Annotated in this window: 14 protein-coding genes; 4 read left to right on the top strand and 10 right to left on the bottom strand. The window is 68.4% G+C overall.

The features are described from left to right. Positions 1–4: 4 nt before the first annotated feature. A complete protein-coding gene (locus K0O62_RS12945) occupies positions 5–685 on the bottom strand; it encodes an MBL fold metallo-hydrolase (RefSeq protein ID WP_073854510.1) in 681 nt (226 codons plus the stop codon). Between the two features lie 128 nt (positions 686–813). Between K0O62_RS12945 and K0O62_RS12940 the strand changes: the two genes are divergently transcribed. Continuing rightward, complete coding sequence (locus K0O62_RS12940) at positions 814–1,689, top strand: peptidylprolyl isomerase (RefSeq protein WP_073854508.1); 876 nt, start codon at positions 814–816, stop codon at positions 1,687–1,689. 4 nt (positions 1,690–1,693) lie between these two features. Continuing rightward, on the top strand, positions 1,694–2,671 hold the full coding sequence (locus tag K0O62_RS12935; protein ID WP_073854506.1) for a peptidylprolyl isomerase: 978 nt from the start codon (positions 1,694–1,696) through the stop codon (positions 2,669–2,671). A 3-nt stretch (positions 2,672–2,674) separates the two neighbouring features. Here K0O62_RS12935 and K0O62_RS12930 read toward each other — a convergent pair whose 3' ends face one another. The 8 genes from K0O62_RS12930 to yajC form a co-directional block, all read right to left on the bottom strand. Next, a complete protein-coding gene (locus tag K0O62_RS12930) occupies positions 2,675–3,922 on the bottom strand; it encodes an FAD-dependent oxidoreductase (RefSeq protein ID WP_073854504.1) in 1,248 nt (415 codons plus the stop codon). Positions 3,923–4,137: 215 nt separating this feature from the next. Then, positions 4,138–4,428, bottom strand: a complete 291-nt coding sequence (locus K0O62_RS12925; RefSeq protein WP_073854502.1) for a DUF4333 domain-containing protein — start codon at positions 4,426–4,428, stop codon at positions 4,138–4,140. 30 nt (positions 4,429–4,458) lie between these two features. Beyond that, entirely contained in the window at positions 4,459–6,795 is a 2,337-nt protein-coding gene (locus tag K0O62_RS12920; RefSeq protein WP_073854500.1) for a RelA/SpoT family protein, read from the bottom strand. 38 nt (positions 6,796–6,833) lie between these two features. After that, entirely contained in the window at positions 6,834–7,367 is a 534-nt protein-coding gene (locus K0O62_RS12915) for an adenine phosphoribosyltransferase (protein ID WP_073854498.1), read from the bottom strand. 13 nt (positions 7,368–7,380) lie between these two features. After that, on the bottom strand, positions 7,381–8,991 hold the full coding sequence (locus K0O62_RS12910) for an ABC transporter substrate-binding protein (RefSeq protein WP_234799977.1): 1,611 nt from the start codon (positions 8,989–8,991) through the stop codon (positions 7,381–7,383). A gap of 47 nt (positions 8,992–9,038) precedes the next feature. Continuing rightward, entirely contained in the window at positions 9,039–10,286 is a 1,248-nt protein-coding gene (secF, locus tag K0O62_RS12905; protein ID WP_073854494.1) for a protein translocase subunit SecF, read from the bottom strand. Between the two features lie 4 nt (positions 10,287–10,290). Then, complete coding sequence (gene secD, locus K0O62_RS12900) at positions 10,291–12,030, bottom strand: protein translocase subunit SecD (protein WP_073854492.1); 1,740 nt, start codon at positions 12,028–12,030, stop codon at positions 10,291–10,293. 84 nt (positions 12,031–12,114) lie between these two features. Continuing rightward, the gene (gene yajC, locus K0O62_RS12895) at positions 12,115–12,474 is read right to left on the bottom strand and encodes a preprotein translocase subunit YajC (RefSeq protein ID WP_073854490.1); all 360 of its coding nucleotides are present in this window, start codon (positions 12,472–12,474) and stop codon (positions 12,115–12,117) included. 265 nt (positions 12,475–12,739) lie between these two features. On the opposite strand from yajC, the gene gabT reads away from it, so the two are divergent. Together gabT and K0O62_RS12885 are read left to right on the top strand one after the other, a co-directional pair. Further along, positions 12,740–14,086: a 4-aminobutyrate--2-oxoglutarate transaminase gene (gene gabT, locus K0O62_RS12890; RefSeq protein WP_073854488.1), complete on the top strand. Its 1,347-nt coding sequence runs from the start codon at positions 12,740–12,742 to the stop codon at positions 14,084–14,086. 20 nt (positions 14,087–14,106) lie between these two features. Continuing rightward, entirely contained in the window at positions 14,107–15,540 is a 1,434-nt protein-coding gene (locus K0O62_RS12885; RefSeq protein ID WP_073854486.1) for an aminobutyraldehyde dehydrogenase, read from the top strand. Here the strand turns inward: K0O62_RS12885 and K0O62_RS12880 are convergent. Continuing rightward, positions 15,528–16,340 (bottom strand): alpha/beta fold hydrolase, encoded by an 813-nt coding sequence (locus tag K0O62_RS12880; protein ID WP_073854484.1) that lies wholly within the window; start codon positions 16,338–16,340, stop codon positions 15,528–15,530. The genes K0O62_RS12885 and K0O62_RS12880 overlap by 13 nt on opposite strands. Positions 16,341–16,477 lie beyond the last annotated feature (137 nt).

Below are 16,477 nucleotides of genomic sequence, written 5' to 3'. Positions count from 1 at the left end.
CCACTCACAATGTCAGTCCTTCGAGGAACGGGTTGGTGCGGCGTTCGACGCCGATGGTGGTTTTCTCACCGTGGCCCGGCAGGACCACGGTGTCGTCGCCGAGCACCAACAGTTTTGTCACGATCGAGTTCATCAGATCCCGGCCGCTGCCACCGAACAGGTCGGTGCGGCCCACCGACCCCTTGAACAGGGTGTCGCCGGTGAGGGCCATACCGGCCCCCGGCCCGCCGGGGACCCGGAAGCAGACCGACCCCAGCGTGTGCCCCGGCGTGTGGTCGACGACCACCGGGACGCCGACGTCCAGCAGCTGGCCGTCCTGCTCCAGCTCGACGACCTGGCGCGGCTCCCGGAACAACGGAGCCAGAGCAAGGCGCCCGAGCCCCGCCCACACCCCAGAAGGCCCGATGCCCTTGATCGGGTCGGTGAGCATCAGCCGGTCCTGCGGATGGATGTACACCGGGCAGCCATAGGTGTCGGCCACCTTCTGCGCCGACCACATGTGGTCGAGGTGGCCGTGTGTGAGCAGCACCCCGGCCGGGGTCAGCCGGTGTTCGTCGAGAAGCGCCCGCAACCGGCCGAACGCCGACTGCCCGGGGTCGACGATGACGGCGTCGGCCCCTGCCCGTGGTGCCAGCACGTAGCAGTTGCACGCCAGCACCCCCGCCGGGAATCCGGTGATCAACACCGGTCAAGTTTCCCACGACCGGTTCTGGACCCGCGGGTCGCACGCCTTGTACTCAGTTGGGCCTGGCACACTCGTTGCCGACGCGAACGCGCGGCCGATGCTGCGCAGATCTGAGGAGGACAGCGGCGGTGCCGACCAACGAACAGCGACGCGCAGCAGCCAAACGCAAGCTCGACCGGCAGCTGGAACGCCGAGCCGAGCGCGCCAAGCGGCAGCGTCTGATCACGATCATCGCCTCGGTCGTCGGCGTCCTCGTGGTCGTCGCGGCCGTGGTGACCACGGTCATCGTCACCAAGAAGGACTCCACGGACACCGCACTGGCGTCCACCACGACCAGCGCCGAGCCCGGCGCGGAGCAGCCCGCCGCCGACGGCAGGCTGCCCGAGTTCGTGGCGCCGGCCGGGCTCGGCTCGGACTGCCAGTACCCGGCCGCGGGCCAGGCCAGCAAGAAGGTCAACCCGCCGCGCACCGGCAAGATCCCGATGGACGAGGCCGAGATCAGCGTCAGCATGGAGACCGATCAGGGCAACCTCGGTCTGATGCTGGACAACGCGAAGGCGCCGTGCACCACCAACAGCTTCGCCAGCCTGGCCGGGCAGGGTTACTTCAACGACACCGAATGCCACCGGCTCACCACCAGCGAGAGCCTGTCGGTCCTGCAGTGTGGTGACCCGACCGGCAAGGGCACCGGCGGCCCGGGCTACCAGTTCGCCAACGAGTACCCGACCAACCAGTACCAGCCGGACAACCCGGCGCTGCAGCAGCCGGTGGTGTACCCGCGCGGCACCGTGGCCATGGCCAACGCCGGCCCCGGCACCAACGGCAGCCAGTTCTTCCTGGTGTACCGGGATTCGCAGCTGCCGCCCAACTACACCGTGTTCGGCACCATCGACGACACCGGTCTGGCGACGCTGGACAAGATCGCCGGCGCCGGTGTGCAGGGTGGTGGCCAGGACGGTCCCCCGGCCACCAAGGTGCTGGTGAAGCAGATCCAGCTGGACTGAGTCGATGAGCGTCCCGCCCTACGGGTACTACCCGCCGGGTTACCCCTACGGCTATCCGCCCCCGGCCAGGCCCACCAACCCGCTGGCCATCGCGTCGCTGATCTGTGCCTTCCTGATCGCGCCGCTGGGCGTCGTGTTCGGACACATCTCGCTGTACCAGATCAAGCGCTCCGGTGAGGACGGTCGCGGGCTGGCGATCGCCGGCCTGGTCATCGGGTACCTGCTCACCGTGCTGGGCACCCTGGTGCTGATCTTCACGTTCGTGCTGACCCGCGCGATCGTCGAGGAGGTCCGCCAGCTGCCCCCGTCCCGGCCGGGCTACACCGCCCAGCCCGGCGGGGTGACGCCCGAACTGCCGACGTTCAAGCCGCCGGCCACCCTGGGCTCCAACTGCCAGTACCTGAGCACCCCGGAGAAGGCCGCCAAGCCGGTGAAGCCGCCCCGGATGGGCAAGGTGCCCACCACACCGGCGACCATCGACGCCGAGATCGTCACCGACCGCGGTGTCATCGGGCTGGAGTTGAACAATGCGCAGGCGCCGTGCACGGTGAACAACTTCGCCAGCCTGGCCGCGCAGGGCTTCTTCGACGCCACCGGATGTCACCGGCTCAGCACCGGCTCCGACCTCGGGGTGCTGCAGTGCGGTGACCCGTCGGGCACCGGCAAGGGCGGGCCGGGCTACCAGTTCCCGAACGAGTACCCGACCAACCAGTACCGGCTGACCGATCCCGCAATGAAGAGTCCGGTGCTCTACCCGCGCGGCACCCTGGCGATGGCCAACGCCGGCCCGGGCACCAACGGCAGCCAGTTCTTCCTGGTCTACGAGGACTCCCGGTTACCGCCCACCTACACGGTTTTCGGCACCATCGACGCCGCCGGGCTGAGGGTGCTGGACCGGATCGCCGACAGCGGTGTACAGGACGGCAGCGACGACGGTGAGCCGGCCGAGCCGGTCACCATCAGATCGGTGCGGGTGCGCTAGCCGCTAGCGATCCACCACCGGGGCCGGCCGGCGCGCGAAGTCCGGTGCGCGCTCGGGCCGCACACCGACACCGATGGCGTAGGCCGGGATCACGGCGAGCGCCGGGACCCGGTCCAGCAGCGCCCCCGCGGCGGCGGCCAGCCACCGCGGCGGGGTCATTACCCGGCCGCCGAGCAGTACCCGCCGCATCGCCCGATGGGCGAGGCGTTGCACGCTCTGGGTGATGACGGCCGGCAGTTCCCGGCGCTTCTGCACGGCCGCCAGCTCGGCCTCGGTGATGTCGCGGTCCAGCAGCGGCTGCGCGAGGATGCCCGCCGCGGCCACCGCGTCGGCGACCGCGAGGTTGATCCCGACGCCGCCGACCGGGGACATCGCATGCGCGGCATCGCCGATGCACAGCAGTCCGGGCCGGTGCCAGGTGGACAGCCGGTTCACCTTCACATCGAGCACCTTGACGGCATCCCAGGACGTCAAGGACCCCACCGTGGCCTCCGGCACGAGTTCGGCGACCCGGGTACGGAAGGTGTCCAGGCCACGTGCGTGCAGTTGCCCCTCGCCGCCCTTCGGTAGGAAGCAACCGGCCTGGAAGTAGCCCTCGCGTGGGATCAACACCAGCGCGAGGTCATCCGAAATACGGGGCGTCAGTTGGTATTTGATTGTCGTGACGGCATCGAGCCGGAACCACCCGACGTCGAAGGGTACCGGGAACTCCTTCGGGATCAGACCGGCCGCGGCCCGCAGTGTCGAGGTCCGCCCGTCACACGCCACGGTGAGGTCGGCACGCAACTCCGCGGGCCCGTCCTCGCCCTGATAGCGCACCCCGGTGACCACCTCCCCCTCGCGCAGCAGGCCGGTGACGGGCGTGTTCATCCGCAGCGTGAAGCTGGGTTCCTCCTTGCCCGCCTCGGCCAGCAGGTTGAGCAGATCCCATTGCGGCACCAGCGCGAGCATCGGGTGGGGCACGTTGAGGCGCCGGAAATCCGCGGCGGTCACCATGCGTCCCCCGAGTTCGAACTCGGCCTTCTCGATCTCGCTGTGCGGCAGGGCCGCGAACTTCGGGTGCAGACCGAGGTCTTCGAGCAGGGTCAACGTCACCGGGTGCACGGTGTCGCCGCGGAAGTCCCGGAAGAAATCCGGGTGCTTCTCGAACACGGTCACCTCGACCCCGGCCCGGGCCAGCAACAGCCCCAGCACCATTCCCGCCGGCCCGCCCCCGACGATCGCGCAGGTGGTCGATTCAGTGGACGTCATGAATACCTCCGGTTTCCTGGTTCGGGAGCGCACCGCAGCCGATGATACGCACGCGGCGGCCGCGCTGATCGACGAAAATGGTTTGGCGGCAACCACCCTGGAGGCCATCGCGCCCTGGCCCGCCCGGACAGCCCGGCCGTGCGGTCGCTGCTCGGCCATGTGGTGCCGCGACTATTCGCCGACAACTTCGTCCGGGCGGTCGGCTCGGCAGCGGTTCAGCCCTCCAGCTGGGACTGAATGTAGAAGTCCAGATCCTCGCCGTTGACCTTGACCACCCGTACGTGCGCGACGTAGTTGCCGTCCGGACCGGTGAACTTGCAGTCGAATTCGGCACCGATCTCGGCCTTGATCCCGCTCGGGCAGGTGGTGTCGGTCGGGGTGAACCCGGTCTCCTTGGACACCAGATCGGTGACCGCCTGGGCGGCGCCTTCGGGCTTGATGGTGGATCCGCATCCGGCGACGGACAGGGCAAGCGCCGCGACGGCGACCAGGAACGCTTTACGCATTGGCGAATTATCCCACCCGGGCTCGGGCGGCTACGCCGCGGACGTCACCCGGTACACGTCGTACACGCCCTCCACGTTGCGCACCACGTTGAGCACATGACCGAGGTGCTTCGGGTCGCCCATCTCGAAGGTGAACCGGCTGATCGCGACCCGGTCGTTGGACGTGGTCACCGAGGCCGACAGGATGTTCACCTTCTCGTCGGCGAGCACCCGGGTGACATCGGAGAGCAACCGGTGCCGGTCCAACGCCTCCACCTGGATCGCCACCAGGAACACCGACGACGGGGACGGCGCCCAGTGCACCTCGATGATCCGTTCGGACTGTTCCTGCAGGGACTCCGCATTCGTGCAATCGGTACGGTGCACGCTGACACCGCCGCCGCGCGTGACGAACCCCATGATCGCGTCACCGGGCACCGGGGTGCAGCACTTGGCCAGCTTGGTCAGCACCCCGACCGCACCCGGAACCGACACGCCGACATCGTCATTCGTGCGTTGGCGCACCGGCATCGTCGCCGGGGTGGACCGCTCGGCGATCTCGTCTTCGGCCTCTTCGTCCCCGCCGAGTTGGGCCAGCAGCCGCTGCACGACGTGCCGGGCCGAGGTGTGCCCCTCACCGACCGCGGTGTAGAGGGCGGACACGTCGGCGTAGTGCAGTTCACGCGCCAGTGCGGTGATGGACTCGGCGTTCATCAACCGCTGCAACGGAAGCCCGCCGCGACGCACCTCCCGGACGATGGCGTCCTTGCCGGCCTCCAGTGCCTCTTCGCGGCGTTCCTTGGCGAACCACTGCCGGATCTTGGCCTTCGCGCGCGGCGATACCACGAAGGTCTGCCAGTCGCGCGACGGTCCGGCGTTGGCGGCCTTCGAGGTGAAAACCTCGACCTGGTCCCCGTTTTCGAGCTTGCGCTCAAGCGCCACCAGGCGGTGGTTGACCCGGGCCCCGATACAGCGGTGCCCGACCTCGGTGTGCACCGCGTAGGCGAAGTCCACCGGGGTGGATCCGGTCGGCAGGGTGACGACATCGCCCTTGGGCGTGAAGACGAAGATCTCCTGCACCGCAAGGTCGTAACGCAGCGACTCCAGGAACTCCCCGGGGTCGGCGGCTTCCCGCTGCCAGTCGAGGAGTTGACGCATCCAGGCCATCTCGTCGATCTCGGCAGAGGTGTGCCCCGCCGGTAGCCCGTTGCGGCCCTTGGCTTCCTTGTACCGCCAGTGCGCCGCGATACCGAACTCGGCGGTGTCGTGCATCTCGTTGGTGCGGATCTGCACCTCCAGCGGCTTGCCTTCCGGCCCGATCACCGTGGTGTGCAACGACTGGTACACCCCGTAGCGCGGCTGAGCGATGTAGTCCTTGAACCGGCCCGCCATCGGCTGCCACAACGAATGCACGACGCCCACCGCGGCGTAACAGTCCCGCATGTCGTGGCACAGGATCCGGACACCGACCAGGTCGTGGATGTCGTCGAAGTCGCGGCCCTTGACGATCATCTTCTGATAGATCGACCAGTAATGCTTGGGCCGGCCCTCCACCGAGGCGTTGATCTTCATCGCCGCCAGCGAGGAACCGATCTCGGCCCGCACCCGGGCCAGGTAGGTGTCCCGCGACGGGGCCCGGTCGGCCACCAGTCGCACGATCTCCTCGTAGCGCTTGGGGTGCAGGATCGCGAACGACAGATCCTCCAGCTCCCATTTCACCGTCGCCATGCCGAGCCGGTGCGCCAGCGGCGCAATGACTTCCAGCGTCTCGCGGGCCTTGCGGGCCTGTTTCTCCGGCGGCAGGAACCGCATGGTGCGCATGTTGTGCAACCGGTCGGCGACCTTGATCACCAGCACCCGCGGGTCGCGGGCCATCGCGATGATCATCTTACGGATGGTCTCGCCCTCGGCGGCGCTGCCGAGCGCGACCTTGTCCAGCTTGGTGACGCCGTCGACCAGATGCCCGACCTCGCTGCCGAAGTCCTCGGTCAGCGCCTCCAGCGAGTAGCCGGTGTCCTCGACGGTGTCGTGCAGCAGCGCCGCCACCAGCGTAGTGGTGTCCATGCCGAGCTCGGCCAGGATGTTCGCCACCGCCAGTGGGTGGGTGATGTAGGGGTCCCCGGAGCGGCGCAACTGGTCGGCGTGCCGCTGCTCGGCGACATCGTAGGCGCGCTGCAGGATGGCCAGATCGGCCTTCGGATGGAACTGCCGGTGCACGGCGACCAGCGGCTCGAGAACCGGGTTGACCAGGCTGCGCTGGGAGGTCATCCGTCGGGCCAGCCTGGCCCGGACCCGGCGCGACGCGCTGGTCTTCGAGGTGTCCGGCGCTGCGTTCTCGCCCGTGCTCGGGGACGCGACGACCTGACCACTGCCGGATTCGTCTGCCATGCCCACCTCCTAGCCTTCGGACTTCGAGGATATCCCCCTCAGCTGGTGATCAGGCTGGTGACCTGCAGTGGTTGTACCGCGGCGCGGCCGTTCAGCTCGAGCAGCTCCAGAACCACCGCCGCACCCACGACCTGGGCACCGGCCTTGCCGAGCAACTGCGCCGCCGCGGACAGCGTGCCGCCGGTCGCCAGCACATCATCGATCACCAGAACGCTGCGGTCGACCAGATCAATTCCGTCGGCCGGGATCTCCAGCGTCGCCGAACCGTATTCCAGCTCGTACTGCACGGCATGCACCGGGGGCGGCAGCTTGCCGCCCTTACGCACGGCCAGCACACCGGTGCCCAGCTTCAGTGCCACCGCGGCGCCGAGCAGAAAACCCCGCGCATCCAGACCGGCGACCAGATCGACACCGTCGGCCTCCTCGGCCAGCGCGTCGGTGACGACCGCCAAGCCGCGCGGGTCGGCGAGCACCGGGGTCAGATCCTTGAAGCCGACCCCGAGGATCGGGAAGTCGTCCACGTGCCGGGTCAGTGCGTTGATCAGCCTGGCGGCCTCGGCGCGAGCGCTCACGACAGACCCGGCATCACGACAGTGTCCAACGGTCCATGTTCCATCCTGCTCCCCATCGTGTCGGGTTACTGCTCACCGCGGTCACCCGCTTGGAGGTCAACAAGGTGCGCTGCTGGCGGTACAGCGGCAACGTCGGGACGTCGGCCCACAGAATCGGCCCGCTCTCCGCCAGCAACCGGGCCAGCTCCTTGGGGTCCGCGGTCACCGCGAGGGCGTCGATGATGCCGTCGATGCGCTCATTGCTGTAGCCGGACAGATTGTTGCCGTTGCCGGTGTGCAGATCGTAGGCGTCCAGCGCCGCCGAACCGGTCGAGCCGCTGCCCGGGGCACCGCCGGTGCTGGCGATCAGCACGTCGATCGTGTTGTCGCGCAGACTGAGCGGGCCGACGTCCTCGCCGGCCGCCTCGGTCACGGTGATCCCCGCGGGCTCGCACGCCTGGGCGATGGCCCCGACAGTGGCGGCCAGCCTGGGGTTCGGGCTCTGATAGCCGATCCGGACGGTCAACGGCCGGTTCTCCAGTGCCGCGCGGGCGCCGTCGACGTCGGCGACGGTGAACTGCCCCGCTTCCCCGGCGCTTTCGGCGGCCGACAGGGCGTCCTCGGCGGTCGGGCTGAGCCGGGCGTTGGCCACCGGCACCTGCGCATTGCGGGCGATGGTGTCCCGTGGGGTGCACAGCGACAGGGCGCGGCGGGCCGGCTGCGCGGCCATCGGTCCCTGCGCGGCATAGATCAGCTGCTCGATCCCCGCCGACGGGGTATCGGTACGGGAGTAACCGGCCGGCAGGTTGAGCGTGCCCGAGGACCCGGTCGCGATGTCCACGACATCGAAGGAACCGTCGTTGACCCGGTCCTGGATATCGGCCCCGCGGGCCCACACCGTCACCCGCGACGCCAGCGGTTTGGCGCCCCACCACTTGTCGTTGGCCACCAGGACCACCGCACCGTCCTCGGTCACCGAATCGACCTTGTAGGGGCCGGAGGACGGCAGCCGCTTGGTGTCGGTGTCGGGATTCAGCTCCCAGCTGGAGTTCCAGGCCCGCGCGATGCGTTCCAGGTTGCCCACATCGCTGGTCTGGATCGCGGCGGTGACACCGCCCTCGCCGAGGTCCAGTTCGTCGGCGAGCACATGGGACGGCATCAGCGAGGTCGCCCCGAACAGCTGGCCGTAGTCCACCACGCCGCGGTCCGGCGCGAAGGACACCCGCGCCTTCTTCTGCCCCGGAACGCAGTCGACGGTGGCGATGTCGCGGTACCCCGCGCTGCTGGCCGCGTCGAAGGCCGGGAACCGCCCGGACTGCGCCGCCCAGGTCAGCACCATGTCATCGCAGGTGATCGGTTTGCCGTCGGAGTAGACGGCGTCGGCGTTGATCTCGTAGTCGAGCACCAGCGGGGCGCGACCGACCACCGAGACCGTGCCGTAGTCGCGGTCGCTGACGATCTGGCCGTCCGGGCCGCGGTAGGTGAACCCGGTGAGCACCCGGGCGAAGGCCTGCGGCCCGCCGGAGGCGGCACCGGCCACCGAGTTGGTGTTGTAGGTGATCAGTGTGCCGTCGACCGCATAGTCGACGACGTTGTCCGATCCTGCCGAGCAGCCCGCCAGGACCAGCGCCGCCGACAGCGACACGCTGGCCGCTACGGACGCAGTGCTGCGGGCGCCTCGCACGCTCGGCACTACGGCCGCCGTTTGCCCGACGGTCGGTTGGGCCGGATGGGGCGCGCCCCGGGCGCCGGCTTGTCCGGCGCCGGACCCGCGGGTGCCGCCGTGCTCACCGGGACCTCGGCCGCGGCGCCGGCGACATCCTCGTCGGCGTCGACGGTGTCGGTGTCGTCGGGTTCGGCGTCCGATCCGGTCTTGGCCGCGGCAGCGGCGCGGCGGCGCAGCACCCGCTTGGTGTGCTTGCTCACCAGCTCGGTGCGCTCCCGCAGGCTCACCAGCAAGGGGGTGGCGAAGTAGATCGAGGAGTAGGTACCGACCAGAACGCCGACCAACTGCACCAACGCCAGGTCCTGCAGCGTGCCCACGCCCAGCAGCCACACCGCGATCACCATCAACGCGATGATCGGCAGCGCCGAGATGAGGCTGGTGTTGATCGAACGCATGAAGGTCTGGTTGACCGCCAGGTTGGCCTGCTCGGCGAAGGTACGCCGGGTGGTGTGCTCGAAGCCCGCGGTGTTCTCCTCCACCTTGTCGAACACGATGACGGTGTCGTAGATGGAGAAGCCCAGGATGGTGAGCAGACCGATCACGGTGGCCGGGGTGACCTCGAAACCGACCAGCGCATAGACGCCCGCGGTGACGATCAGGTCGAAGAACATCGCGGCCAGCGCCGCCATGGCCATGTACCGCTCGTAACGCACCGTGATGTAGATGGAGACGAGCACCAGGAACACCACGAGCGCGATGAGCGCCTTCTGGGTGATCTGGCCGCCCCACGTCGAGGACACCGCCGAGTCGCTGATGGCGAGCTTGCTCGGCTGGCCGTCGGCGCCCTTGGGCTCGAACGCGTCGAACAGCGCGACACGCAGCTTCTCGGTCTGCTCGTTCGTCAGCGTCTCGGTGCGGATCTGCACCGTGGCCGACGGGCCGTTGCCCACGATGACCACGGTCTCCGGCGGTTTGCCCAACGCGTCGCCGAACACGGTCTCGACCTGTTCGGTGGTGGCCTGCCCCTTGGCGCCGTCCACCGGCATCGAGACCTTGGTGCCGCCCTCGAAGTCGATGCCGAAGGTGAAGCCACGCACCAGCATGGCGAGCAGCGAGATGGCCACGATGGCGCCGCTGACGCCGTACCAGAGCTTGCGCTTACCGATGACCTCGAACGCACCGGTGCCGGTGTAGAGGCGGACGAAGAACCCGTGCTGTGCTGCCGGGGCCGGCGCCGCCACGGTGGCGCTCTCTGTCGAATGCTTGGCCGACATCTGATTAACCCCGTCCCGTCGTGGACACCGTGCGCCGTTCGCGGGCGATCTGCTGAACCGCCCCGAGACCGTTGAACGCCGGCTTGGCCAGCGTCGCGGACTTGGAGCACAGGTACACCAGCGGCCAGGTCACCAGGAACACCACCAGCACGTCCAGGATCGTGGTCAGACCCAGGGTGAAGGCGAAGCCCTTGACCTGCCCGACCGCCAGGAAGTAGAGCACCGCGGCGGCGAGGAAGGTCACGGCGTTGCCGGACAGGATCGTCTTGCGGGCACGGGCCCAACCGCGCGGCACCGCCGAACGGAACGAGCGACCCTCGCGGATCTCGTCCTTGATGCGTTCGAAGAACACCACGAACGAGTCGGCGGTGGTGCCGATACCGATGATCAGACCGGCGATACCCGCCAGGTCCAGCGTGTAGTTGATGTATCTGCCCAACAGCACCAGCAGCGCGTACACCATGGCACCGGCCAGGATCAGCGACAGTGCGGTCAGCAGGCCGAGCACGCGGTAGTACAGCAGTGAATAGAGCAACACCAGCGCCAAGCCGACGGCACCGGCGATCAACCCGGCCTTGAGCGAGGTCAGACCCAGGGTGGCCGAGACCGTCTCGGCCTCAGAGGACTCGAAGGACAGCGGCAGCGAACCGTACTTGAGCACGTTGGCCAGTTCCCGGGCCGTCGCGTCGGTGAACTGCCCGGTGATCTGGGTGCGTCCGCCAGGGATCGCCTCCTGGATCTCGGGGGCGCTGACCACCTGGGAGTCGAGGGTGAACGCGGTCTGGGTGCCGACGTTGGCGGCGGTGAAGTCGGCCCAGATCTTGGAGCCGGTGCTCTTGAACTCGACGTCGACGACGTAGTCGCCGCGCTGCTGGTCCAGCCCGGACCCGGCGGTCTTGATCTCCTCGCCGCTCATGATCGACTTGTCCAGCAGGTACACGGTGTTGTGGTCGACCGAGCACGTCACCAACGGCAGATTGGGATCGTCGTTGCCGGCGAGCACATCGTCTTCGTCGCAGCGGGTGGCCTGGAACTGCAGGGCCAGCAGCTGGATGCTCTGATCGGTGCTCTGGCGCAACTGCTTCTCATCGGCGATGCGCTGGGCGAGATCGGCCTTCTCGTCCTGTCCGCCGGGCGCGGGCGCGGGCGCCGGTGCCGGTGACGGCGACGGCGACGGCGACGGGGCAGGCTCCAGCGGGTACGGCCGGGGCTGCGCCGGCGGTGCGGCCGGCGCGCCGGTGCCTGCCGGCCCGCCCGGGGTGCGGACGGGAGCCTCGGGCTCCGCGGGTGCCAGGGCCGGCAATCCGGTGTCACCCAGCGGTGGCGCGCCCTCCGGTGCCGCCTGTTCGGGATCCAGGGCCTGCGCCGGCATGGCGTGAATGACCGGGCGGATGTAGAGCCGCGCGGTCTGTCCGAGGCTGCGCGCCTCGGAGCCGTCGTCCCCGGGGACCGTGATCACCAGGTTGTCGCCATCGATGATGACTTCCGAGCCGGACACGCCGAGCCCGTCGACGCGGGAGCTGATGATCTCCTGGGCCTGCATCAGCGATTCCCGGGTCGGACGGGAGCCGTCCGGGGTGCGTGCGGTCAGCGTGACACGGGTGCCGCCCTGCAGGTCGATGCCCAGCTTGGGTTCGGCCTTCTTGTCACCGGTCAGGAAGACCAGCAGGTAGACGCCGATGAGGAGGGCCAAAAAGAGCGACAGGTAGCGGGCAGGGTGGACCGGCGCCGAAGACGAAGCCACGGTTCTTGGGTCTCCTTGAAGCGATCAGGGACGGGGATTACTGAACTGGATAGCGCTACCGGGAGGGTACGCGCTGAAACTGAATCAGTTGCCGTCAGTCTTGGGGGTCGAGTTCTTGTCCAGTTCGACGGCGCCGGACTCTTCCTCATATGTGCCGTCGGCGTCATCGTCCTCGAACTCGTCATCGGCGGCCTCGATGCGGTCCCGGATCGCCAGCTTCATCCAGGTGGTGACCACGCCGGGCGCGATCTCCAGGTCGACGTAGTCATCGGTGATGCCGGCGACGGTGGCCTGCAGTCCCGAGGTGGTGTGCACGCGGTCCCCCACGGTCAACGACTCGTGCAGATCGATGGTGGCCTGCATGGCCTTCTTCTGCCGGCGCGACGCGAAGAACATGAAAGCGCCCATGATGATGATCAGGGGCAGGAATACAACGAGATCCATGAAACAGCGGTCCTTCGCGGTTGTTCAGCGGGTACGGGCACCAGTGTGCCATTAGCCCTGCTCCGCTCCGGCGGGCGGGACCTGACCGCGACGCGGTGTAACTCCTCAACCATCCCACCCCTTCCCAACTGAATTCGTGTCACAATTCAATGGAATCCACGTAATCCGAAGGTCGGACTCGCATCAGCTGCCGTTTTCACCCGCATTCGCTGTCGGCGGATTAGGGTTGGAGTTGCGCGTGCCACACCCCGAGCAGGAGTCAGCCGTGACTGCCGTCGAACAGACCCGCCATCTAGCCACCGCCATCCCGGGACCGAGGTCATCGGCCCTGATCAGCCGCAAGAACGACGCGGTGGCTCGTGGCGTGGGTACCACCATGCCCGTGTACGCCGCCCGCGCCGGGGGCGGCATCGTCGAGGACGTGGACGGCAACCGGCTGATCGACCTGGGTTCGGGTATCGCCGTCACCACCATCGGCAACGCCTCCCCCAAGGTGGTCGAGGCGGTGGCCGCCCAGGCCGCCGACTTCACCCACACCTGCTTCATGGTCACGCCCTACGAGGGTTATGTCGCGGTGGCCGAGCAGCTCAACCGGCTGACGCCGGGCAGTGCGGAAAAGCGGTCGGCGCTGTTCAACTCCGGCTCCGAAGCAGTCGAGAACGCGGTCAAGATCGCCCGCGCCTACACCCGCAAGCAGGCCGTGGTGTCCTTCGACCACGCGTATCACGGGCGCACCAACCTGACGATGGCGTTGACCGCGAAATCGATGCCCTACAAGCACGGTTTCGGCCCGTTCGCACCGGAGATCTACCGGGCGCCGCTGTCCTATCCGTTCCGCGACGCCGAATTCGGCAAGGAACTGGCCACCGACGGCGAGGTGGCGGCCAAGCGGGCCATCAACGTCATCGACAAGCAGGTGGGCGCGGACAACCTGGCGGCCGTCATCATCGAACCGATACAGGGTGAAGGCGGGTTCATCGTGCCCGCTCCGGGATTCCTGCGCGCGCTGCTGGACTGGTGCCGGGACAACAACGTGGTGTTCATCGCCGACGAGGTGCAGACCGGTTTCGCCCGCACCGGCGCCATGTTCGCCTGCGAGCACGAAGGCATCGAGCCCGACCTGATCGTCACCGCCAAGGGCATCGCCGACGGCCTGCCGTTGTCGGCGGTGACCGGGCGCGCCGACATCATGGACGCCCCGCACGTGTCCGGGCTGGGCGGAACCTACGGCGGCAACCCGGTGGCCTGCGCCGCCGCGCTGGCCACCATCGAAACCATCGAGGCCGACGGACTCGTCGAGCGTGCCCGGCAGATCGAGACTCTGATGATGTCCCGGCTGAACCAGATGCAGGCCGACGACGACCGGATCGGCGATGTCCGCGGCCGCGGCGCGATGATCGCGGTCGAACTCGTCAAACCCGGCACCACCGAGCCCGATGCGGAGCTGACCAAGGCGCTGTGCGCCGCGGCGCACGCCCACGGCGTCATCGTGTTGTCCTGTGGCACATACGGAAACGTGCTGCGCTTCCTGCCGCCCCTGGCCATCGGTGACGACCTGCTCAACGAGGCGCTCGACATCCTGGCCACCGCCCTCGCCGACCTTCCCGCCTAGCTATAAGGAGCCCGCAACACATGACCACAGTGCAGAACTTCATCGGCGGCGAACTCACCGGCTCCGACAGCGGTGCGACCATGCCGCTGATCGACCCGTCCACCGGTGAGCAGTACGGCACCGCACCGGTGTCCAACGAGGCCGACGTCGACCGCGCCTACGCCGCCGCGGCCACCGCGTTCAAGGACTGGAAGCGCACCACACCCTCGCACCGGCAGAAGGCGCTGCTCGACTTCGCCGATGATGTGGAAAAGAATGCGCAGGCGCTGATCGAGGCCGAGGGCCGCAACACCGGTAAGCCCAACCACGTCACCGCCGCCGAAGAGATCCCGCCGATGCTCGACCAGATCCGGTTCTTCGCCGGCGCGGCCCGGGTGCTGGAGGGTAAATCCGCCGGCGAGTACATGGAGAACCACACCTCCTGGATCCGCCGCGAACCGGTCGGCGTGATCGGTCAGGTGGCGCCGTGGAACTACCCGATGATGATGGCGATCTGGAAGTTCTGCCCGGCCATCGCGGCGGGCAACACCGTCGTCCTCAAGCCCAGCGACACCACCCCGGTGAGCACCGTGATGCTCGCCGAGATCGCCGGCCGGCATTTCCCGCCGGGCGTGCTCAACGTCGTCACCGGGGACCGGGTCACCGGCGCGGCGGTGGTGGCCCACCCGACCCCGGAGATGGTCTCCATCACCGGATCGGTGGCCGCCGGGCGCGCGGTCGCCGTGAGCGCCGGCGGCAACCTCAAGCGCACGCACCTGGAACTGGGCGGTAAGGCCCCGGTGATCGTGTTCGAGGACGCCGATATCGCCGCCGCGGCCGAGGGCATCGCGACGGCCGGCTACTTCAACGCCGGGCAGGACTGCACCGCGGCCACCCGGGTGCTCGCCCCGGCCTCGATCGTCGCAGACCTGACCGCCGCGCTCGCCGAGCAGGCGAAGGCCGCGACCACCACCTTCGGACGGCCCGCCGGCGACGAGGATGCCTGGGTGCCGCCGGTCAACAACGTCAACCAGATGGAACGGGTGCTGAGCTTCTTCGAGGATGTGCCCGCCCACGCCACCGTCGCCGCCGGCGGAACTCGGCAGGGCGACAAGGGTTTCTACGTGGAGCCCACCGTGGTCGGCGGACTGCGCCAGGACGACCGGATGGTGCAGAACGAGATCTTCGGGCCGGTCATCACGGTCCAGTCCTTCGATGGCGAGGAACAGGCCCTGAAGTGGGCCAACGGCGTCGAATACGGGCTGGCCTCCTCGGTCTGGACCAAGGACGTCTCCCGGGCCATCCGGATGTCCAATGCGCTGGACTTCGGCTGCGTGTGGATCAACACCCACATCCCGCTCGTCGCCGAGATGCCGCACGGCGGCTTCAAGTCCTCCGGCCACGGCAAGGACCTGTCGATGTACGGGCTCGAGGACTACACCCGGATCAAGCACGTGATGGTCTACACCGGGTAGCGGGTGAATTCCTGCACCGCAGCGGTGACGGCATCGCGCGCGAGCAGCAGCGGCGAGGAGTGACCCGAGCCCGGTGCGGCCGTCACGGTCGCATCGGTCATCGTGTCGGCCACCTCGTGGGCATCGGCGGGTTGCCATCCGGTGGTGTCGTCGCGCCCCGCGATCAACAGCGTGGGGACGGCGAGTCGACGCATGTCGGCACTCATGTCCGGTCGGTTCAGCATCATCGATCTGATGGCGTGGAACATCGCCACACGGTCGGCGTCGGTGAAGGCGCTCATCACCGTCGCCGCCAGTTCGGGCACCGCCGACTGCGCTTCGGCACCGACGAGGGCGTCCGAAAGTGGTTTCATCAGCAGCGAATTCGGCCCCGCGATCCTGTAGAGCTGCACCAGCGGCCAGGCCTTCGTCCAGCGCTCGACCGCTCGCAACCCATGCGCCGGAGTCCCGATCGTGGTCAGCGTCCGTACCCGTTCGGGCCGTCGCAGCGCGAACTGGATGCCGACGTGCCCACCCCAGGCATTGCCCACCCAGTCCACCGGCCCGGCCAGCGCGAGGGAGTCGAGCACCCGTTCCGCGGCGGTGACACAGTCACCGAAGGTGAAGTCCCGGGCGATCGGTTCGCTGCGGCCGTGCGACGGCCCGTCGATGACGACGACCGAACGGCTGGCGGCAAGTTCTTCGGCCATACCGCACCACGAACGCGAATCGAGGAACAGGCTGTGCCACAGCACCAGCGGAGGTCCGGCACCGTGAACCTGGACGTGTAACCGGCCCAACTCGGTGTCGATCAGCGACATGGCCACACCCCGTTTTCATCGGAAACCGAACTTCGGCCACCTTAGTTTGCTGCCCAGCCGGGCGGCCACCTCTACTACTGCCTCTGACCCCGTACAGTGTTGCCAACCCGTGTGACCCTGATCTTTCGAACGAGCTG

Source organism: Mycolicibacterium diernhoferi, assembly GCF_019456655.1.
In the GTDB taxonomy this organism is placed as follows: domain Bacteria; phylum Actinomycetota; class Actinomycetes; order Mycobacteriales; family Mycobacteriaceae; genus Mycobacterium; species Mycobacterium diernhoferi.
The sequence above is the reverse complement of the archived record's forward strand: the minus strand, read 5'-3'. Positions and strand labels throughout refer to the sequence as shown.